This window comes from Corynebacterium sp. MSK218, from assembly GCF_030232655.1.
Lineage (GTDB): Bacteria > Actinomycetota > Actinomycetes > Mycobacteriales > Mycobacteriaceae > Corynebacterium.
Genome location: NZ_JASPGN010000007.1, coordinates 122,080 through 142,411, shown reverse-complemented (window position 1 = coordinate 142,411; position 20,332 = coordinate 122,080). Strand labels below are relative to the sequence as shown.

General features: G+C 61.1%; 15 protein-coding genes. 6 read left to right on the top strand and 9 right to left on the bottom strand.

Going from position 1 to position 20,332, the window contains the following annotated elements; all coding sequences use genetic code 11:
- Positions 1-69: 69 nt before the first annotated feature.
- The 7 genes from QP922_RS07580 to QP922_RS07550 form a co-directional block, all read right to left on the bottom strand.
- Positions 70-450: a monovalent cation/H(+) antiporter subunit G gene (locus QP922_RS07580; RefSeq protein ID WP_284808692.1), complete on the bottom strand. Its 381-nt coding sequence runs from the start codon at positions 448-450 to the stop codon at positions 70-72.
- A complete protein-coding gene (locus QP922_RS07575) occupies positions 447-719 on the bottom strand; it encodes a monovalent cation/H+ antiporter complex subunit F (RefSeq protein WP_039676832.1) in 273 nt (90 codons plus the stop codon). Before QP922_RS07575 ends, QP922_RS07580 begins: the two co-directional genes overlap by 4 nt.
- A complete protein-coding gene (locus QP922_RS07570) occupies positions 719-1,237 on the bottom strand; it encodes a Na+/H+ antiporter subunit E (protein ID WP_070670473.1) in 519 nt (172 codons plus the stop codon). Before QP922_RS07570 ends, QP922_RS07575 begins: the two co-directional genes overlap by 1 nt.
- Complete coding sequence (locus QP922_RS07565; protein ID WP_070670476.1) at positions 1,234-3,030, bottom strand: Na+/H+ antiporter subunit D; 1,797 nt, start codon at positions 3,028-3,030, stop codon at positions 1,234-1,236. The genes QP922_RS07570 and QP922_RS07565 overlap by 4 nt, the downstream gene beginning before the upstream one ends.
- Positions 3,023-3,523, bottom strand: coding sequence for a Na(+)/H(+) antiporter subunit C (locus QP922_RS07560; RefSeq protein ID WP_070670479.1), 501 nt, complete (start codon positions 3,521-3,523; stop codon positions 3,023-3,025). Before QP922_RS07560 ends, QP922_RS07565 begins: the two co-directional genes overlap by 8 nt.
- Positions 3,523-6,420, bottom strand: a complete 2,898-nt coding sequence (locus QP922_RS07555; protein ID WP_070670482.1) for a Na+/H+ antiporter subunit A — start codon at positions 6,418-6,420, stop codon at positions 3,523-3,525. Before QP922_RS07555 ends, QP922_RS07560 begins: the two co-directional genes overlap by 1 nt.
- A 166-nt stretch (positions 6,421-6,586) precedes the next feature.
- Positions 6,587-7,954, bottom strand: coding sequence for a dipeptidase (locus QP922_RS07550; protein WP_070670485.1), 1,368 nt, complete (start codon positions 7,952-7,954; stop codon positions 6,587-6,589).
- A gap of 96 nt (positions 7,955-8,050) precedes the next feature.
- Between QP922_RS07550 and QP922_RS07545 the strand changes: the two genes are divergently transcribed.
- The 6 genes from QP922_RS07545 (at position 8,051) to QP922_RS07520 (ending at position 15,868) form a co-directional block, all read left to right on the top strand.
- Positions 8,051-10,021 carry an OPT family oligopeptide transporter gene (locus QP922_RS07545; protein ID WP_284808691.1) on the top strand — a complete coding sequence of 657 codons (1,971 nt, stop codon included), beginning with the start codon at positions 8,051-8,053 and terminating at the stop codon, positions 10,019-10,021.
- 257 nt (positions 10,022-10,278) lie between these two features.
- Positions 10,279-11,925, top strand: a complete 1,647-nt coding sequence (gene groL, locus QP922_RS07540) for a chaperonin GroEL (RefSeq protein ID WP_039676846.1) — start codon at positions 10,279-10,281, stop codon at positions 11,923-11,925.
- Positions 11,926-12,419: 494 nt separating this feature from the next.
- Positions 12,420-12,599 carry a PorH family porin gene (locus QP922_RS07535; RefSeq protein WP_204099495.1) on the top strand — a complete coding sequence of 60 codons (180 nt, stop codon included), beginning with the start codon at positions 12,420-12,422 and terminating at the stop codon, positions 12,597-12,599.
- Positions 12,600-12,658: 59 nt separating this feature from the next.
- Positions 12,659-12,763, top strand: a complete 105-nt coding sequence (locus QP922_RS07530; protein ID WP_204099496.1) for a porin — start codon at positions 12,659-12,661, stop codon at positions 12,761-12,763.
- A 375-nt stretch (positions 12,764-13,138) separates the two neighbouring features.
- The gene (gene ppk2 / locus QP922_RS07525; protein ID WP_115023687.1) at positions 13,139-14,038 is read left to right on the top strand and encodes a polyphosphate kinase 2; all 900 of its coding nucleotides are present in this window, start codon (positions 13,139-13,141) and stop codon (positions 14,036-14,038) included.
- A 171-nt stretch (positions 14,039-14,209) separates the two neighbouring features.
- On the top strand, positions 14,210-15,868 hold the full coding sequence (locus QP922_RS07520; protein WP_284808687.1) for a metallophosphoesterase family protein: 1,659 nt from the start codon (positions 14,210-14,212) through the stop codon (positions 15,866-15,868).
- Between the two features lie 7 nt (positions 15,869-15,875).
- Here QP922_RS07520 and QP922_RS07515 read toward each other — a convergent pair whose 3' ends face one another.
- Together QP922_RS07515 and QP922_RS07510 are read right to left on the bottom strand one after the other, a co-directional pair.
- Positions 15,876-19,811 carry a Pls/PosA family non-ribosomal peptide synthetase gene (locus QP922_RS07515; RefSeq protein ID WP_284808686.1) on the bottom strand — a complete coding sequence of 1,312 codons (3,936 nt, stop codon included), beginning with the start codon at positions 19,809-19,811 and terminating at the stop codon, positions 15,876-15,878.
- Entirely contained in the window at positions 19,812-20,288 is a 477-nt protein-coding gene (locus QP922_RS07510) for a MarR family winged helix-turn-helix transcriptional regulator (protein WP_070670503.1), read from the bottom strand.
- Positions 20,289-20,332: the final 44 nt, after the last annotated feature.

Below are 20,332 nucleotides of genomic sequence, written 5' to 3'. Positions count from 1 at the left end.
GATGATGAAATGTGTCCTTAGGAGAATATACGAGCAGCGCATCCTTAAAGGTGAGCGAACCACCGTTAACTATTTTCGGCGCATAGAACGCGTCGCCGGATGCTCATTGCGCGTCATCGATTCGGCCGTGCCGTAGAGGCCCTCGCGGCGGGCAATACGGGTAGTTCGCTGCGCGGTGACAGGGCTGGTGATCATGGCAAAAAGCACGAGCAAGATAAGGATGCCCAGGTCCCCGCGTTCCGCCACGCTGAAGTCCTCCGAGCCCGTCACCTTGATGAGTGCGCCCAGAATGGTGAAGATAAGCCCGGTGGTTTGTGGCTTGGAAATGGCATGCACGCGCGCCATGGTGTCACTAAATCGTGCAACGCCAATGGCAGCGGCCAGAATGAGGATAGAGCCGACCAGGATGAGGATGATCGAGAGGACATCGGAAATCAGGGCGTAACTCATGAGTCCCTCTTCCTAAATCGGGTGACAGACACCGTGGAGATAAAGCCCAGCAGTGCGACGACGAGCATGGCGTTGGATACCGTCGTGTCCAGTGTCCAGCAGATATAGGTGGCCATGGCGCATTGGAACATGGCCACGAATCCGTCCATGGCAACGAGCCGGTCGAGCGAATTGGGGCCGACGACGATGCGCCACGTTGTGATGAGGAAGGCCACCACGAGGAAGCCGGCAGCCACCGTGAGCAGGATTTCATAAAGTCCCGTATCCATTAGGCGTGGCTCCTTTCAAAGATGGCTATCATGTCCGCCTCCAACTTGCGCACCGCGGCGATTTCGCGTTCGAGGTGGCCTTCGGAGTCGGCGTTGAGCAGGTGGATGGTGAGCATACGGTTGGCAATGTCGATATCAGAGACCGTTCCGCCCGGCTGCAGGTTGTACAGGCTCACGGCCAGCGAAAGTACAAACTCATTCTCCACGCGCATGGGCACTTTCACAATGGCGGTCTTGGGTACAGGCTGCGGGCGCACAGCCAGCCAGCCCACCTTGATGGAGGCCTCGAGCAGATCGACGAACCAGCCGGCGGCAAAGACAAAGAGCTTGCCCCAGCTCACCGAAATGCCCTCCACGGGCATGGCTGGCAGCGGTAGCGCCAGGAAGATGAACAGGCCCACCAGCAGGCCGCCAACGAGGTTGGCCACGGTTACCTCACCCATCAGCAGGCACCACATGACCACAATCCACACCACGAACCAGGGCCGGAAGCGGTGCTTGAAACCGGAGAGTTTCATCGTGCGACCTCCTCTTCAGCAGTGCCTACGGAGGTAGGCAGGGGAGCCGTCGCGCTTGCCGACGTCTCCCGTGTCGGCTCCGCCGGCATTCGCTCCGGCAGGGGCTCGCTGCGGTTCTGCAACGAGTCCGCGCCGCTGTCGTAGCGGTCCTTCGGATCGAGGTGGCGGGTGGGGTTCTCAAAGGAATCACCCAGTACCGCATAGCGGTAGATGGAATCATCCTGAGCCGACGTGGCTGCGCGGGTAGTCACGCCCGAAATGGGGCCTGCCAGGAAGGTCATGGACACCGAGGCGATAACCAGCAGGCTGGTGGAGGCCAGCATGCCGAAGGGCACGCGGCCGACGTCATCGCGTTCCTTCACATCGACGTACTCGGTAACCTCGCCCAGTGGGGAGGGGCGCACCATCGCCAGGTGGCCTTCCGGAGCATCAGCACGGTCACGCAGGAAGCCCTTGGCCCAGACCAGCACCATGACGTAGAGGGTCAGCAGCGACGTCAGAATCGCTCCGCCAATAAGCACCCAGGACAGCCAAGAGCCCTCGTTCGCGCCGGCCTCCAAGAGCATGATCTTGCCCAGGAAGCCGGAGAACGGCGGAATACCGCCGAGGTTGATCGCCGGAATGAAGTACAAAATGGCGATAAGCGGTGCGCTGTAGATGAGTGATCCCAATCGGCGCAGTGAGGAGGTTCCGGCCTGGCGCTCGATAAGGCCGACGACGAGGAAGAGCGTGGTTTGCACCAGAATGTGGTGCACGGCGTAGAAGATGGCGCCGGACAAGCCTTGTGCGGTGCCGAGGGCCACGCCGAAGACCATGTAGCCGATGTGGCTGACCAAGGTAAAGGACAACAAACGCTTGATATCGGATTGGGCAATGGCGCCCAAGATACCGACGAGCATGGTAGCCAGCGCGACCCACATGAGCAGGGTATCGAGCCCACCATTGGTAAAGATGGAGGTACGAGCGCGGATGATGGAGTAGACACCGACCTTGGTGAGCAGGCCCGCAAACACCGCGGTGACCAGTGAGGGCGCGGTGGGGTAGGAGTCCGGCAGCCACGCATCCAGCGGGAAGATAGCCGCTTTAATGCCGAAGGCGATGAGCAGTACCGAGAACACCGCGGTGCGCGTTCCCTCGGGGATGTCCTCCATGCGGATGCCGATCTGCGCCATGTTCATCGTTCCCACCGTGGCGTAGACATAGGCCAGGGCCAGCACGAAGATGAGCGAGGAGGCCATCGACACCATGACGTATCCCACGCCGGCGCGCACACGAGCCGCCGTTGCGCCCAGCGTGAGCAGTACATAGGAGGCCACGAGGAAAATCTCGAAGCCCACGTAGAGGTTGAACAGGTCGCCCGCCAGGAAAGACACGTTCACGCCCATGGTGAGCAGCATGTACGTCGGCAGGAAGACTGCCACCGGCTCGTCCTTCGTGCCATCGCGCACTCCCTGTGAAATGGCGTACCACATCACGGAGAAGAGCACGACGGAGGAGGTGAACAACATGACCGTGGACAAACGGTCTGCCACCAGCGTGATACCCACTGGGGCATCCCAGCCGCCCACCTGCAAGGTCTGGATACCGGCCGTATCCGCGATGAAAATCAACATGGCATTGACCGCAGCCAAGGTGAGCAGGGAGAAGAACGCAACGCGGCGTTGAGCGTTTACGCTGCGGGAGCACAAGATGGCGAGGACGGCCGCGAACGCCGGAATGATAATCGGCAGCGGAATGAGGTAGCTGACATAGGGCAGCAGTGCATGCACAGCGGAGGCGATGGACTCAGTCATCATTGGCCTCCTTTACCGGTTCCTCAAAGACCTGCGGACCAAACTTGTCGCCTTCCTTGGTGGCGCGGCCCGTGGCCGGGTCATTGGAGGCATCATGGTCCGGCGCTGCGGACGCATTGCCTGGGCGTGAGGCCATTGCCGCAATAGCGGTGTCCTCGGTGTCATCCTCAATAACGTCCGCACTGCGGTAACGGTATTGGCGGTAGGCCAAGGTCAGGATGAAACCGGTCAGCGCCATGGAAATGACGATGGCGGTGAGGATCATGCCTTGCGCCAGTGGGTCGGCGATCTGTTCGCCGTAGGGCCGGGAGGTGCGGCCGTCGATTGGCGGCGAGCCTGCCTGGCCACCGGCCATGAGCATGAAGAGGTTGGCGCCGTTGCCCAGCAACAAAATGCCGAGCAGCATCTTGGTCATCGCGCGGTCCAGCAAGAGGTAGACCCCGGCCCCGCAGAGCACGCCTGCAGCCAGCAGAAGCATCAAATTGGCATCCATTAGGCGTGTCCTTTCTCTTTCTCCTTTGAGCGGCGGGCCAAGGATCGAGCGCGGTCGCGGGCTCGCTGCTTACGCATCTCCTCTTCCTCATCGAGCTTCGCGCCTAGCGACGTCAACGTGCAGAGCGCGAGGCCCACGACGATGAGGTAGACGCCGGCGTCGAAAATCAGCGCCGAGGGTAGAGACACATCCCCAATCAGCGGGATGGGCAACTTCGTATAGGCCGTGGTCAGTGGCGGATAGCCGAAGAACATCGGGGTGACCACCGCACCGAGGGAAAGGAGCAGACCTACCGCCATGGTGCGGCCGCCGTCGAGCGGCAGCGCTTCCTCGAGCTCTGCGCGGCCACCCGCCAAGTAGCGCAGGATCAGCGCAAGTGCTGCGACAAGGCCACCGGCAAATCCACCGCCCGGGGCGTTGTGGCCGCTGAAGAAGAAGTAAAGAGACAGCACCATCATGGACGGGAAGAGCAGACGAGTGCTGACATCCACCATGAGGGAACGGTTGAGAGCTTTCTCCGATTCCACGCCCGCGGCCAGCCAGCGGCGGCCCGTAACCCGGAGGGTGGGGCGGCGGGAAGCACGCGCAAAGCTTTGAGTGCGGAAGACGAGCGAGGAAATGCCCGTCGTGGCGATGATGAGCACGGTGATTTCGCCGAAGGTATCCCACGCACGCAGGTCCACGAGCAATACGTTGACGGTATTAGCGCCGTGGCCAATCTCCTTGGCCAACTCCGGCATGTATTGCGAGATGGGTTCCTCGCGGCGCGCGTTGACAGCGAACATACCCACGACGGTCACCGTGAGACCCACGCCGACGGCGAGCCAGGCGCGCAGGCGACCAATCTTGGGGTCCTGCTTCCATTCGGTATTGGAGGGCATGCGGCGCAGAACCAGCATGAAGAGCACCATGATGATGGTCTCCACCAGCAGCTGCGTCAGCGCTAGGTCCGGTGCACCATGGAGGGCAAAAATGAAGGACAGCGCGTAGCCGGTCACGCCGACAACAATGACGCCAGAGAGGCGGTTATCCAGCACCGTTGCGCCCACCGCGGCGATGATAATGATGGCCGCGGCGATAGCCTGCCAGGGGTTTTCCGCCACGATCATGTGGACGTTGGTGAGGTCACCGCGGATCAACATAATGATGGGCAGCACCATGAGCGTGGCAAAGATGACCGTCAGGTTGAACTGCAGCGAACCGCGCTGCGTCGAGGCAGTGGTACGCAGCGAGAGCTGGCGCAGGGAGTTGATGACGGTGTCGTAGGCCTTGTCCGCCGAGCCCAGCGCCGGGTAGGTGAACTGTGCCTTGGCGAGCGCTCGGCGCTGCCAGTGCAGCACCACACCGGCGACAATGATGACCGCCGACAGCAGCAACGGGATGGTCCAGCCATGCCACAGTGCGAGGTGGGAGGCTTCGTCCGCGCCATAGGTGTTGTTGAGGTGCTGCGTGATGCCGTGGGAAAGCGGCGTGGGCGAAAGGCCAAAGAAGATGGTGAGCAGCGTCAGCGCGGCCGGCGGGATCCACAGGAAAGGACCCACCGGGTGCATGGCGGCAACGGCCTCAGAAGGCTCCTCCTGCCCCTTGGCGGCGAAGGCGCCCCAGAGGAAGCGCAGCGCATAGGCCATGGTTAGTGCGGAACCCGCGACGACGGCCACGAGGAGCATATTGCGTGGCATGCCGACGAGCAGGTCCTCACCCATAATCGCTTCGAGCGTGGCCTCCTTGGACACGAAGCCCAACAGGGGTGGGACACCCGCCATGGACATAGCGGGGATGATGGCGAGGATGTACAGGAATGGTTTCTTCTTGCCCAGCCCTGCAAGCTTGTCGATGTCCCTCGTTCCCGACGCATGGTCGATCGCACCAACAATCATGAAGAGCGCGGCCTTAAACAGAGAGTGCGCAAAGGTCAGCGCAAGGCCTGCCTGCATGGCTTCGCGGGAGCCGATGGCAATGATGGTGGTGATAAACCCCAGCTGGGAGACCGTACCGTAGGCCAAGATGAGCTTGAGATCGCGCTGCTTGAGCGCCATCCAGCCGCCGAGCAGCATGGTGAAAGCACCCAAGGGCAGCACCACGAGGTGCCACGTGGAAATGTCGTGCACCCAGGGAGCCAAGCGTGCCACAAGGTAGATACCGGCCTTAACCATGGCAGCGGAGTGCAGGTAGGCCGAGACCGGAGTCGGGGCGGCCATAGCGCCCGGCAGCCAGAAATGGGCCGGGGCGATAGCGGATTTCGACAGCGCGCCGCACAGAATAAGCACGATGGCCACGGTGAGGTACGGCGTGTTTGCCAGCTGTTCGGTGGATGCAATGGCGGTGAAGGACCATGCGCCAGTCTGCCGGCCCAGCAGAATAATGCCCACGAGCATGGTGAGGCCGCCGAGGGCGGTGACCATGAGGGCCTGCTGCGCGGCACGGCGCGAGGAGGCGCGCTCGCCGTAGTAGCTCACCAGGAGGAAGGAGAGCAGGGAGGTGATTTCCCAGAAGACGTAGAGCAACAGGAAGTTATCGGAAATCACCAGGCCATACATGGCCGTGGCGAAGCCCACCATTTGCCCACCGAAGAGCGCTAGCCGGCGACGCGAATGGTCGAAATACCCCCAACAATAGATGAGTACTAAGGCGCCCACGCCAAGGACGATAAGGCTGAACAGTGCGGAGAGCGCGTCCATGCGGAAGCTGATATCGAGGTGCGCGGCGGGCATCCACTCAGCGTCGAAGGCGAGCTGATGGCCGTCTCGCAACGTACCTTCGGTGAGTTGATGTAGCACCCAAAAGAACCCGACGGCGGGCACAATCGCGAGAAGACCGAAGGCTCGCCGGCCGAGGTAGAAGATGAGAAAAGGAGCGGCGATGGTGGTGAGAACCAGGGCGCTGAAGAGAGTGAGCACGGTTGTTGCGGGGGCGTCCTTTCCAGGTTTGGGACGGGGCTAAACCCACCGCAATGGCAGGCATTGACTAGTGCTCATCCTACAGATTGGGGCTTAAATTTTCACACTTTTCTTTTCACACAGTTATATAGGGGCACCCTGCAGGCAGAGGCCCCCTTACCGCGCCTTAGGCGAAGCGCTGCAGGAACAGTGCTTCGGCGATGGCAATCTTCTCAATCTCAGTCGGGTCAACCGATTCGTTGGCGGAGTGGATGGTGCACTGCGGCTCCTCGACGCCAAAGAGAGCAATCTCCGCGTTCGGGTGCTTGTCCTGCAGTTCCACGGTTAGCGGGATGGAGCCACCCATGCCCTGGGTGATGGTCTCCGCCCCGTAGGCCTCGCCGAGGCACTCGCCGAGCAGCGCGACGGCGGGCTTGGCCGGGTCGGTTTCAAAGCCCAGGTTGGCCTCGAGAATGGTGACCTCAATGTGCGCGCCCCAGGGCACGTGTTTCTTCAGGTGCTCGGCCACGGCTTCCGCGGTGGCGCGGGGATCCATGGTGGCGGGGGTGCGCAGGTTGATGTTGGCCTCTGCGGTGGCCGGCACGGCGTTGACGGCCTCGGCCACCGGGGTTGAGGTAAAGCCGGTGATGGTCACTGCTGGGCGGGCCCAAATCATGTCCGCGATGGCGGTGGCGCCGGCTGGGTCTTTCGCGCCCATGACCTCGGTACCGTCGAGCATCTGGGCATCAGCGCGGAAGTTCTCCTCGCTGTAGGCGGTGTCCTGGCCCTCGGCCAGCGGCCAGGTGCCTTCACAATCGACGCCGTCGATAGTCGTGCGGCCATACTCATCCGTGAGGGAATCCAGCGTGCGCATAAGCGCCTTGACGGCGTCGGGAGCCGCGCCGCCGAACTGGCCGGAGTGCACAGCCGAGTGGAGGGTGGAAACCTTGACGTTGATCTGGGAACCGCCGCGCAGGGAGGTCGTCAGCGTCGGCACGCCGACCTTGGCGTTGCCGGCATCAGCGATGAGGATAGCGTCGGCAGCAAAAAGCTCCGGGCGTTCCTCGATGAGTGCAGACAGGCCCTCGCCGCCGCGCTCCTCTGAGCCCTCGATGAGGACGGTGAGGTTGAGGTCCGTCCCGCCGACAGCATCCAGAGCGCGCAGGGCTGCCAGATGCATGGCAACGTTGCCCTTGCAGTCGGCAGCACCACGGCCGTACCAGCGACCATCGTGCTCAGTCAGGGTGAAAGGATCGGAGTCCCAGGCTTCCGGGTTGCCGGCAGGCACGACGTCATAGTGCGAGTACAGCAAAACGGTCTTTGCGCCGTCCTTGCCCTTGCGCTTGGCGACGATTGCCGTGGAACCATCAGCAGTGGTGATGGCTTCGGGGGTGAAGTCGACGTCGGCAAGCGCGGCGTGAACCCACTCCGCCGCCTTCGCGGTCTGGTCCTCCAGGCCTGGTTCATTGTGGACGGAATTAAAGGAGACGAGCTCGCTGAGCTGACGGAAGATGGTGTCGCGGTCAGTGGTCACAAAATCAGAAATAGTGGTCATGCTCTACAACCTACTCGCATCCCGGAATCGGTCTATCGACAAGTAGGGAGTAATATATTCCAGGTTCTAGTAACTATTCCTTAGAAAGGACCTGACATGGCGACGACCACCGCCGAAGGTTCCCAGTCCACGCTCCGCGAGCTGACACTTCGCGGCATCGTTATCGGTGGACTCATCACTCTGATTTTTACCGCCGCCAACGTGTACCTCGGTCTCAAAGTGGGTCTGACGTTCGCCACGTCTATTCCTGCCGCCGTCATTTCCATGGCGGTTCTACGCCGCTTTGCCGGGCACAATGTCAAAGAGAACAACATTGTGCAGACCATCGCCTCGGCGGCCGGTACGCTTTCTGCCATCATCTTCGTCCTGCCTGGTCTGGTCATGGTGGGCTACTGGCAGGGCTTTTCCTTCGTCGATACCGCCGCGGTCTGTGCCATCGGCGGTGTCCTCGGTGTCATGTATTCCATTCCGCTGCGCCGCGCGCTGGTGACTGGTTCCGACCTGCCGTATCCGGAAGGCGTGGCCGCGGCTGAGGTCCTCAAGGTGGGCGATAGTACCGGTGCCGAAGGTGAGGCCGCCCACGAGGAAAACACCAAAGGCCTGCACGTCATCGTCTTCGGTGGCATCCTCTCCGCTGTTATGGCGCTCCTTGCCGCAATGAAGGCCGCAGCGTCTGAGGTGACTGCTTACTTCAAGCTGGGTTCCGGTGCCACGATGTTTGGCTCCTCCCTGTCCCTCGCACTCATTGGTGTGGGCCACCTCGTGGGCCTTGCCGTGGGTATCGCCATGCTCGTTGGCGTGGTGATCTCCTATATCTTCCTGCTACCCATCTTCACCGGTGGTGAGGCACTAGGGGACCCGGCTGCCCTCATGGAGACCGTCAGCACGGTCTTCTCCGGCAAGATTCGCTTCGTTGGTGTGGGCACCATGGCCATTGCCGCTATCTGGACGCTCATTAAGATTGCTGGGCCAATTGCCAAGGGCATGGCTGAGTCTTTCGCTTCCTCCCGCAACCGCAAGGAAGGCCAGCAGGTGGCCGTGGAGGAGCAGGATATTCCGGCTCCGTATGTCGTTGGCACCATTCTTATCCTCATGGTTCCGATTGGCCTGCTGCTGTGGAACTTCGTTCGCGGTACCGATATTCATGACCACATGGGTGTCCTCATTACGGTCTCGGTTCTCTTCACCTTGCTCGTGGGCCTCATCATCGCTTCTGTCTGTGGCTACATGGCAGGCCTTATCGGTGCGTCGAACTCGCCGATTTCCTCCATCGGCATCATTGCGGTCATCGTCGCCGCCCTCATCATTGCGGCCGTGACCCGCGGAACGGATGCCCAGCCGCTCTCACTCGTGGCCTATACGTTGTTCACGGCGGCCATTGTCTTCGGTATCGCCACCATTTCGAATGACAACCTCCAGGACCTCAAGACCGGTCAGCTCGTCGGCGCTACTCCATGGAAGCAGCAGGTAGCGCTCATTATCGGTGTTCTCTTTGGTTCTTTGGTGATTCCGCCGATTCTGCAGATTATGCTTACCGGCTTCGGTTTCCAAGGCATGGAAGGTGCTGGCGAAGATGCCTTGGCTGCACCGCAGGCAGCGCTCATGTCCTCGGTGGCTTCCGGTATCTTCGATAACTCCTTGCCGTGGAATCTCATCGGGTTGGGCGCCGCTATTGGTGCGGTCGTCATCGTGATTGATGAGTGTCTGCGCCACTTCACCGACAAGTACTCGCTATCCCCGCTGGCCGTGGGTATGGGCATGTACCTGCCGGCCGCCATCACCATTGTGGTGCCGAGTGGTGCTTTCCTGGGCTTCTTCTACAACCGCTGGGCAGCGCGCCAGGCCAGCCCGGACTTTGCCAAGCGCATGGGAACCCTCCTGGCTACCGGCCTCATCGTCGGCGAGTCCCTGTTCGGCGTGGTCAACGCGGGTCTCATTGCGGCGTCGGCCGGCGAGTCCCCGCTTGAGATCTTCTCCGGCGGCACGGCCTCCAAGATCATCGGCGTCATCCTCTTTATTGGTGCTATTACGGCGGCATATAAGTGGACAGCGAAGAAGGCTTCTTAAGCTAACGGGCGATACGGAACGTCATGGGCGGTGCGACAGCACCGCCCGTTCGCTTATAGCGTTCGTGTTGAACCTTGCAGTCGATGGGGGAGAGTGCCAGAATGGTCGCTAGCACTTCCACTTCGCAAGTGCCAGAAATAAACCGAGTCATCTATGTGGTTGGGGCTGGAGAACACTCGCCAGCCGTGCCGTCGCGGGCGTCCGTCATAGATCAGACGTGAGTGTCGTCCTCAACAAAGCTTAAGGAGCACAAACACATGGCAAAGATCATTGCCTTCGATGAAGAGGCACGTCGCGGCCTCGAGCGTGGTCTCAACACGCTTGCCGACGCCGTCAAGGTCACCCTCGGCCCGAAGGGCCGCAACGTCGTCCTGGAGAAGTCCTGGGGCGCCCCGACCATTACTAACGACGGTGTCTCCATCGCGCGCGAGATCGAGCTCGAGGACCCCTACGAGAAGATCGGTGCTGAGCTGGTCAAGGAAGTAGCCAAGAAGACTGATGACGTGGCCGGTGACGGTACCACCACCGCTACCGTTCTGGCCCAGGCACTCGTCCGCGAGGGCCTGCGCAACGTGGCCGCTGGTTCCAACCCGATGGGTATCAAGCGCGGTATCGAGACCGCTACCAAGAAGGTTGTGGACTCCCTGCTGGCTTCCGCCAAGGAAGTAGAGACCCAGGAAGAGATCGCTACCACCGCTGGCATTTCCGCTGCAGACCCGGCTATCGGCGAGAAGATCGCTGAAGCCATGTACACCGTGGGCAACGGTTCCGTGAACAAGGATTCCGTTATCACCGTTGAGGAGTCCAACACCTTCGGCGTTGACCTTGAGGTCACCGAAGGTATGCGCTTCGACAAGGGCTACATCTCCGGCTACTTCGCTACCGATATGGAGCGCCAGGAGGCAGTCCTGGAAGACCCGTACATCCTGCTGGTCTCCTCCAAGATCTCCAACATCAAGGACCTCGTCCCGCTGCTGGAGAAGGTCATGCAGACCGGCAAGCCGCTGCTCATCATCGCCGAAGATGTTGAGGGCGAGGCTCTGTCCACCCTCGTGGTCAACAAGATTCGTGGCACCTTCAAGTCCGTTGCCGTGAAGGCTCCGGGCTTCGGTGACCGCCGCAAGGCCACCCTGCAGGACATGGCCATCCTTACCGGCGGCCAGGTCATCTCCGAAGAGGTCGGCCTCTCCCTCGAGACCGCTGAGATCGAGTACCTGGGTCAGGCCCGCAAGGTCGTTGTGACCAAGGATGAGACCACCATCGTTCAGGGCGCTGGTTCCCAGGAGCAGATCGACGGCCGCATCAAGCAGATCCGCGCCGAGATCGAGAACTCCGACTCCGATTACGACCGTGAGAAGCTGCAGGAGCGCCTGGCCAAGCTGGCCGGCGGCGTGGCAGTTCTCAAGGTCGGCGCTGCTACCGAGGTGGAGCTCAAGGAACGCAAGCACCGCATCGAGGATGCTGTGCGTAACGCTAAGGCTGCTGTGGAGGAGGGCATCGTTGCCGGCGGTGGCGTGGCTCTGCTGCAGGCAGCCGAGGTTCTGGATTCCCTCTCCGACCTCACCGGTGACGAGGCCACCGGCGTCAAGATCGTCCGCGAGGCACTGTCTGCTCCGCTGAAGCAGATTGCTCAGAACGCTGGCCTGGAGCCGGGCGTTGTCGCCGACAAGGTTGCGTCCCTGCCGGCAGGTCAGGGCCTCAACGCCGCTACTGGCGAGTACGTAGACCTTATGGCCGCTGGCATCAATGACCCGGTCAAGGTTACCCGCTCTGCTCTGCAGAATGCTGCGTCCATCGCTGCACTGTTCCTGACCACCGAGGCGGTTGTGGCTGATAAGCCGGAGCCGGCTGGTGCAGGCGCTGGCATGCCGGACGCTGACGCAATGGGTGGCATGGGCTTCTAAGCTATCGCTCCCCGAGTCGAGGCGCTTTGCGGCCTCGGTTAATAACAAAAAGAACGCTCCCCGCGCTTCTGCGTGGGGAGCGTTCTCTGCGTTGAGACCGTATCGTGTCCTTAGCTAACCCCGTTTAGGGGTATATTTGCTTTGTCAGATGAAAAATTTTCCGGTCAATTTCAAGGCTTCTGGCACCTATGAATCGCTCTCTGTGGAGTTGTTGTTACATGTCCGAGCAAACTTTTATCTCGGTGGACTTTAAAGAGCTGCGTTTCCGCAGCTGGTGGGGTTTGTGCAGGCAAAGTGAACAAAAGGTTAATAAATAACATTTGGCGAATGTTTGTTTGGGGCATCGATTCAGTGAGGAAAGTAACGACGTCATCCATTTGCATTGCGGGGGAGGTGTGCCAAAATAGTTTCCTGTGACGCCCGCTGAGGGTGTCTGCAAACCGCAAACCCCTCCGGGCACATTCTCTACCCGGACTTCACAAGAGGAGACCATAATGGATCTTTCTTTCATCGCTGACCAGCTCGGCCACTTCGCTGATTTCGCTGAGGGCATCAAGAAGCTCTTCGGCGGCTTCGCTAAGGTCTTTGACACCATTTCCGGTGCAGTATCTCAGGGCAGCGACTACACCATCGAGCCGGACACCTCCGCTCTCGAGGGCCTGTCCTCCAAGTAAGCTTGCTCCCCTAATGGGGCAGCACTAAACACACACTTTCAATCCCAAGGAGATTTACAATGGGTACCCTTTCTTCCACCGGCATCATCGGCGATATCCTCACCATCCTCTACAACCTGGGTGACATGGCTTCCGGCGCCAAGAAGCTGATCGGCCTGCTCTAAGCAGCACGCTGTTCACGCAGAACTAAGCGTTAAACCCCGCTCCCCACGATGGGCGAGCGGGGTTACTCATGTTTTAACCGCCGGGTACTAGAACGACGCGGTACGTTTTCGTAAATAGTGGCCCAAAATCTCGAAAATTTAGTGCTTCGGCGCGAAAACGTACCGTGTGGGGTGGCAGCTGAGTACGGATCGATCAATTAAGGCCCTGCACATTCGAGTTTCCGGGGCACTATTTGTCAGAAGCGTACTTGTTGCGGTGGGATACGCCGGGCGAGGCGAAGCTGATGGCGCTGTTGTTTCGGGAGTGGGGGTAAATGGGGTCGCCGGGAAAGGTTTACTCAGCCAGATGTCTGGTTCATAGATAGAATTATGGGCATGGCTGACATTAAAGACGACGAACTCCCCGAGATCGACCTCGCACAGACCGACGGCTACGTCGTTGATGACTCTGATGAAGACGATCCTGCGCTGATCATGCCGGATGGCTCGCCTGTTGAGACCTGGCGTGAGAACTACCCGTACGAGGAGCGCATGACGCGCGACGAGTATGAGACGATTAAGCGCGCCCTGCAGATCGAGCTGCTGAAGTGGCAGAACTGGACCAAGGAAACTGGTCAGCGCCACATCATTATCTTTGAGGGTCGCGACGCTGCCGGTAAGGGCGGCACCATCAAGCGCTTCAACGAGCACCTTAATCCGCGTGGTGCCCGCACCGTAGCACTGGAGAAGCCCTCCCCGCGTGAGTCCACCTCGTGGTACTTCCAGCGCTACATTCAGCACTTCCCGTCCGGCGGCGAAATCGTCTTCTTCGACCGCTCCTGGTACAACCGCTCCGGCGTTGAGCGCGTCATGGGCTTCTGCACCGAGTCCCAGCACGCAGAGTTCCTCCGCGAAGTTCCAATGCTGGAGAACATGCTTCTTGGTTCCGGCATCTCCTTGACCAAGCTGTGGTTCTCTGTAACCCGCAAGGAGCAGCGCACCCGTTTCGCTATTCGTCAGATTGACCCGGTACGCCAGTGGAAGCTGTCCCCAATGGACCTTGCCTCCCTAGACAAGTGGGATGACTACACCCGCGCGAAGGAAGAGCAGTTCCGCTACACGGATACTGATGAGTCCCCGTGGATCACCATCAAGTCGAATGACAAGAAGCGCGCCCGCATCAACGCTATGCGCTACGTGCTCTCCAAGTTCGAGTACACCAACAAGGATCACGAGCTGGTGGGTCAAGTCGATGACAAGATTGTGAAGCGCGGCCGCGACCAGATTGGTGACTAGTCACCGCGTATTGACCGCTCAGTAGCGCGAGTCAGGAATGAAAGAGAGGCGGCAGGAATACCTGCCGCCTCTTTGTCGATCTCGGCAGAGAAATGAGTAGGTGTGAGAATAGCTTAAAAAATTCATGTCAGTGTTACCCTGCCGTTGCTCAGGCAAGATATTCATTTCATTATGAAATATCACCTTCTTGCACCTGCTGCGCTCGCCGTCGCAGGCCTGTGCACAGTATCGCCGGTAGCGTCCGCCCAGTCATCCTTTAGCCCCCTGTCCTCGTCATCTAGCTTTTCGTCCTCACTCTTTAACTGGAATTCCTCGAGCAGCTCCAAGAAGCCGGAAGATGTCACTCCAGGGGGCTCGGAGGAGACTGAGACTCCTCTGACACCAGCGGACAACCGGGTCATCTGGCACGAGAGCTTTGATGATCTGGATAATCCCGCCCACTTTACGCACCGCATGCCGGAGGGATGGACGACTTCTGTCGACGGTGTGAACTCTGGCGAAGCTCGGTGGAAGGGATGGACTGCGTCAACGATGAGGGACTGGACGTGGGCTGCTGGGACCGACATGCGCCATTGGTTTACCCAAGCCCACGACAATCTAGTCATCATCGATAGCAAGCAGCAGCGCCTTAATGACACAGATGCCATGACCGCGCAGTTGGTCTCCCCAAGCATTCCTGTGGCGGGTCAAGGTGATATCAACCTCGAGTTTGACCATCATTACCGCCAAGGAAAAGAGGGGCAGAACGCCACAGTGCAGGTGTCCTTCGATGGAGCCGCACCGCAGACTATCGCAACGTTTGACCACGATGTCTTTTCCAAGCATGAGTCGCTGCCTATTGAGGTCCCAGCGGGCGCGCAGTCCATGCAGGTCACGTTTACCTATGCCAACGGCAACGATGATTGGTGGTGGGCGGTGGATAATGTGGGCGTCGCCAAGCGCTTGCCTGAAGTTTCCGGCAAGCCGCAGGCCGTCGTCGATGTGCTGTCCGATGTCCAAGGGGATCCTGAAGACTACAAGGACGCCATTGGGCAGCTCAACGCTATGGAAGATAAAGCCGGGGCGTTGGTCATCAACGGTGACCTTGTGGATGACGGTTCCCAAGAGCAGTGGGACACGTTCTTGCAGGCACAGAAGGAAGCGCCGCATGCTGCGGGAACGCAGCTGTGGACTATTGGCAACCACGAGATGTACGGTCCGGAAGGCTCAGAAACGTATCTGAAGCGCTTCCTTACCTATGCAGGCCAGGACAAGCCGTGGAACGAGATTGTGGTCGACGGCGTTCCACTCATTTCTGTCAACACGGAATACTATTCCGACGTTGACCGCGGCGGAAAAGAACCGTTCCAGCGGCTGGGCCAGGAACAGTTGGATTGGCTCGATGAGCGTTTGAACTATTGGGATGCGAAGGGAACTCCGGCGCTCGTCTTTAGCCACCCGCTGTTGCCTGAGACGGTGTCGATGTCCCATTCGGCGTGGTACCAGAATGACTTTGAGGACCTTGAAGCCCTGTCCAACGTAGTCAACAAGCACACCAACATCGTGTGGTTCAGCAGCCACAGCCATTCTTCCCTTCGCCAGAACAACTGGTGGGGTACGCGCCGCTACGATGGCACCGGCGAGGCCGGGCGCACCGGATTCCCTGTGGTCAACACCGGCGCAATCCTCAATGAGTACCTGCCGGATGGCGATCATGACGAAAAGATTGTCAAAGAAAAGGAAGAGGCCTCCAGCGGACTGCGGGTCAAGGTGTTCTCTGACCGCGTCCGCGTGGAGGCCTGGGATTTCAAAGCCAATGAGATTATTGATGTCGTTGACTTTGCTCGTTAACTAATCCTTATTTCTTCCACGGTTCAATCGGGTTGCCCTGCCACTCGGAGTTGCGCGGGACTTGGTCGCCGCGCATAACGAGGGAGCCAGGGCCCACCGTGGCGGTGGAGCCAATGACGGACGCCGGCAACGCCACCGAGTGGGAGGCCAACGTTGCGCCATCGCTGATGGTCACGGTATCGAGGCTCATGACGCGGTCCTGGAACAGGTGCGTCTGCACCACGGTGCCAGGGCCCACAGAGGCGCCGGTGCCGACGGAGCACAGGTCGGTCTCCGGGAACCAGTAGGAATCAATCCACGCGCCGTGGCCAATCTTGACGCCTAGGGCGCGCAAGCCCTGATTGATTTCGCCCGCACCATAAGTGTGCGTGAAGAACCATGGCGCCGCGACGGCCTCCACGAAGGTGTCCTGCAGCTCGTTGAGCCACACGAAGGCGGACCACAACGGATGATCGCCCGGGGCCTGCGTGCCCACGCAGATCCACTTCACGGCCACGGTAATCGTCATCGCGATGGCACCGGCCACCATGAGGACGAGTCCGCTAGCTGCCCAGGCGGCGGCGATTCCGAAGGTGTCGGCAAGCGCGTAGAGAGCAGACAGCGTGCCAGCCAGCAGCATGGCCGAGGTCATCGGCGCAAGCAGGCGCATCGTCTCAATCGCACCACGGGCGGCCTTGACACCGAAGCCCGGGTTGTAGGTGAGGGATTCGCCCTCCACACCGTCCACGTGGGCTTCGACGCGGCGCATACGCTCCGGCGGGGAGCCCCACCAGTTGGCACCAGATTTGGTCTTCTTCGGCGTCGAGGAGAGCACCGCAACCAGCGAATTCTTCGACAGCTTGCGGCCCGGACCCGTAATACCAGAGTTGCCCACAAAGGAGCGCTTGCCCACCTTGGTTTCACCCGTGAGCATCCAGCCGCCGCCGAGCTCGTAGCCACCAATCATGGTGTCATCCGCCAAGAACGCGCCGTCCTTGACCTCAGTGAGCTTAGGGACCATGACAGCCGTGGAAATCTCCACATCCTTGCCAATCGTGGCACCCAGGGAGCGCAGCCAGGCCGGGGTGAGCTGGGAGGCATAGATGGGGAAGAGCTGTGTGCGAGCCTCATCCATGAGACGCTCGATGGCCCACAGACGCCAGCCCTTGAAGGAACGCACTGGTGCCACACCTGGCTTGAGGCCAAGTGATAGCACGCGCACACCGAGCCAGGTTTGAAGCATGTAGGTGGCAAACGCAGCGAGGGCGCCGAGCGGTGCGAAGAAGAGGGAACCGATGAAGGGGGAGCCGTCGGTAAGCGCAATGAGGCCAACGACGACCGCCGCGCCTACGGCCAGCGCCACAATGGGCTGAAGGGCTAGCAGGATGGAGGTCGCGCCATAGATGGCGACCCACCACGGGCGGCGCTTCGGGGCATGGGACGGGAAGCGGTGCTTGGTTCGCCCCACCTTCTTGGCAGGCGAGCCGGACCAGCGCTGGCCGTCCTTGATCTTCTTGCGTCCCGTCACGGTGGAGCCAGCCTCCACGTGCGCATCCTTGCCCACGACGGTGCCCGGAAGCAGCGTCGAGCGTGCGCCCACACGAGCGCCTTCCTTCACTTCAATCGCGCCGACGCGCAGGATATCGCCGTCCAGCCAGTAGCCGGACAGATCGACCTCCGGCTCGATGGCGGCATGCTTGCCCAAGGTAAGCAAGCCCGTGACCGGCGGCAGGGAGTGCAGGTCCACGCCGCGACCAATCTTGACGCCAAGCGCGCGGGCATAGTTGTTGACCCAGGTCGCGCCCGCAATGGAACGCGAGCCGGAGGCGTTTGCCCATCGCTCCGCCGCCCAAATCCGCAGGTGTGTCGAGCCGCCGCGCGGATACTCGCCGGGCTTGATACCGGCGGTGATAAGCCGTGCACCAAAGCCGCCGATGGGGATGCGGCCCACCGGGGTGACGAAGACCACGAGGAGTACGGCAACCAGCCACCATGGCGTGGTCATGGCCCACTCCACGCCGAGCAGGTTCGCCACGTTGGAGCCCAACAGCAGCCAGGCCAGCCACGTCGTGGCAGCCAGCGTCATGACGGGGATCTGGATGAGTGTTTGCGCAATGCGCGTGCCCGCGCCCACGGGCTTGACTTCGCGGGCAGGCCCGGCGTCCTCGACGGACTCGGCACCAGCCAGCTGCTCTGCGAGCGAACCCAGACGCGGGTGGTCGTAGAGGTCGCGTACGGCCACGGTGGGGAAGCGCTCGCGAATGCGGCCCACCAGCGTGGCGGCGGCCAAAGAGGTGCCACCCAGGGAGAAGAAGTCGGCGTTGACGTCTTCCACAGATACGCCCAGGGTGTCCACCCACAGCTCCGCCAGCCACTGCTCGGTCGGGTTAAGGCCGTCAGCCTCCACGCCCACTCCCGGCAGCGGCCACGGCAGCGCCTTCTTGTCCACCTTGCCGGAGGTACGAATAGGCAGCTCATCCATGACACAAATGCGCGGGACGAGTGCTGCAGGCATGGATTCCGCCAGGCGGGCATGTGCTGCCTCGTGGTCGAAACCGGCATCTGGGTTATCCAATGAGACGTAGCCAACGAGCACCGACTCGCCGCCCGGAGTCTTCTGCACGGCCACGGCAGAGTTATACACGTTTGGCAGCGCCGCCACGTTGGCCTCGACCTCACCAAGTTCGATGCGGCGGCCACCAATCTTGACCTGGTCATCGACGCGGCCCACAAAGTACAGACCGTCCTCTTCCAGGCGCACGTGGTCACCAGTGCGGTAGGCGCGCTCCCAACCCATGGACTCCAGCGGCGCGTACTTCTCCGCGTCCTTCACCGGGTCCAGGTAGGCAGCCAGGCCCACACCACCAATGACGAGTTCACCCACCTCGCCGATGGCGACGGGGTCGCCCTGCTTATCGACGACCACCAGGTCCCAACCATTCAGTGGCAAACCAATCGATACCGGTTTGCCCGGCTGCATGTGCTGCGCGCAGGCCACGACGGTGGCCTCGGTAGGGCCGTAGGTGTTCCACATCTCGCGGTCTTCGGTGGCCAGGCGGTCTGTGAGCTCCTGGGAGCAGGCTTCGCCGCCGACGATGAGGAGGCGGATATTATCCAGGGCCTCGGCAGGCCAGAGGCCGGCCAAGGTCGGCACGGTGGACACCACCGTGATGTCGCGGCGAATGAGCCAGGGGCCCAAGTCCATACCGGAGCGCACGAGGGAACGCGGTGCCGGGACTAGGCAGGCACCATGTCCCCAGGCTAGCCACATTTCTTCACAGGAGGCGTCGAAGGCCACAGACAAACCAGCCAGCACGCGGTCATCCGGGCCGAGCGGGCCATGCGGGCTATCGGCCAAGAAGAGGGCAGCCTCAGCATCAACGAAGGCGGCCGCGGAGCGGTGGCTGACGGCTACGCCCTTCGGTTTGCCCGTCGAGCCGGAGGTAAAGATGATCCACGCGGTGTCCTCCGGGCGCGGCTCCTCGAACGGCGTACCATTTTCATCGCCGCTGCGGGAAGCATCAACCTCCCGCAGCATGCGGAAGCCCTCGTCGCTGAAGACACCGTCGATGTCGGCCTCGCCGAAGACCATCTCGGCGCGCTCGTCCGGGTCGTCGGCGTCGACTGGAACATACGCGGCACCGGCGGCCAAGGTGGCCAGGATGGCGAGGTAGAGCTCGCGCTTGCCGGAGGTCATACGGATACCGATGCGGTCGCCGCGGCGCACGCCGTTAGCGTGGAGCTCGGAGGCCCATGCGGAGACGTCGGCAAGCAGCTCGGCGTAGGTGAGGATCTCACCATCGTCGAGGGCCGCAGCATCCGGGTACTGCTCCGCAGTGGTGCGCACGATGTCCCACAAGGTGCGCTCAGGCGGGGCTAGGGAGCCCAGGAGATACTGTTCGGGGACCTTCGCGGTTTCGGTCTTGAGCGCGTGGCGACCGTGATTAGTGTCAGAGTCTGTCATTTAAGCATCACCACCTTCGGCGTCGTTGGACGCATCCGCAGCAATGATGGCCGTGGCCAGCTTGCGCAGGTGCTTGAGCTGCTTGTTGGTGGATTCGTCCAAGGCAGCGTCCTCCGCCTGGGCGACGAGCACCGCGAGCTCCTTGTGGGCCTTCGTGCCCTTCTTGGTGGAGGCAATGATCTGGCGGCGGCGGTCCTTGGCGTCGCGCTCGCGCTTGACCCAATTGCGAGACTCTAGCGAATCGAGCAGGCGCACCATATCGGAGGCATCGATAGCCAGGGTTTCCGACAGCGCGGACTGGGAAGACGCGGCCTCTTCTACGAGGCAGGTAAGAACCCAGTACTCGCGCAGGGTGGTCTGCTGAGTCTGCAGTGCAGCCTCGACGCCTTCGCGGGTGCGGCGGCGGAGGCGCTCCAGCTGGAAGGAGGGGGACTCCAGCAGCGCGGTGGGAATCGATACAGAATTTGATGAAGACATGCCGATGATTCTAGCGTGCCTACCGTAGCAAACCTAAATCATGG

Coding starts and splice junctions, on each gene's coding strand:
- QP922_RS07530 (WP_204099496.1), top strand. CDS start 12,659: ATGGGTACCCTTTCTTCCACCGGCATCATCGGCGATATCCTCACCATC.
- QP922_RS07545 (WP_284808691.1), top strand. CDS start 8,051: ATGGCGACGACCACCGCCGAAGGTTCCCAGTCCACGCTCCGCGAGCTG.
- QP922_RS07580 (WP_284808692.1), bottom strand. CDS start 450: ATGAGTTACGCCCTGATTTCCGATGTCCTCTCGATCATCCTCATCCTG.
- QP922_RS07575 (WP_039676832.1), bottom strand. CDS start 719: ATGGATACGGGACTTTATGAAATCCTGCTCACGGTGGCTGCCGGCTTC.
- QP922_RS07515 (WP_284808686.1), bottom strand. CDS start 19,811: ATGACAGACTCTGACACTAATCACGGTCGCCACGCGCTCAAGACCGAA.
- QP922_RS07535 (WP_204099495.1), top strand. CDS start 12,420: ATGGATCTTTCTTTCATCGCTGACCAGCTCGGCCACTTCGCTGATTTC.
- QP922_RS07560 (WP_070670479.1), bottom strand. CDS start 3,523: ATGGATGCCAATTTGATGCTTCTGCTGGCTGCAGGCGTGCTCTGCGGG.
- ppk2 (WP_115023687.1), top strand. CDS start 13,139: ATGGCTGACATTAAAGACGACGAACTCCCCGAGATCGACCTCGCACAG.
- QP922_RS07570 (WP_070670473.1), bottom strand. CDS start 1,237: ATGAAACTCTCCGGTTTCAAGCACCGCTTCCGGCCCTGGTTCGTGGTG.
- QP922_RS07520 (WP_284808687.1), top strand. CDS start 14,210: ATGAAATATCACCTTCTTGCACCTGCTGCGCTCGCCGTCGCAGGCCTG.
- QP922_RS07510 (WP_070670503.1), bottom strand. CDS start 20,288: ATGTCTTCATCAAATTCTGTATCGATTCCCACCGCGCTGCTGGAGTCC.
- groL (WP_039676846.1), top strand. CDS start 10,279: ATGGCAAAGATCATTGCCTTCGATGAAGAGGCACGTCGCGGCCTCGAG.
- QP922_RS07550 (WP_070670485.1), bottom strand. CDS start 7,954: ATGACCACTATTTCTGATTTTGTGACCACTGACCGCGACACCATCTTC.
- QP922_RS07565 (WP_070670476.1), bottom strand. CDS start 3,030: ATGACTGAGTCCATCGCCTCCGCTGTGCATGCACTGCTGCCCTATGTC.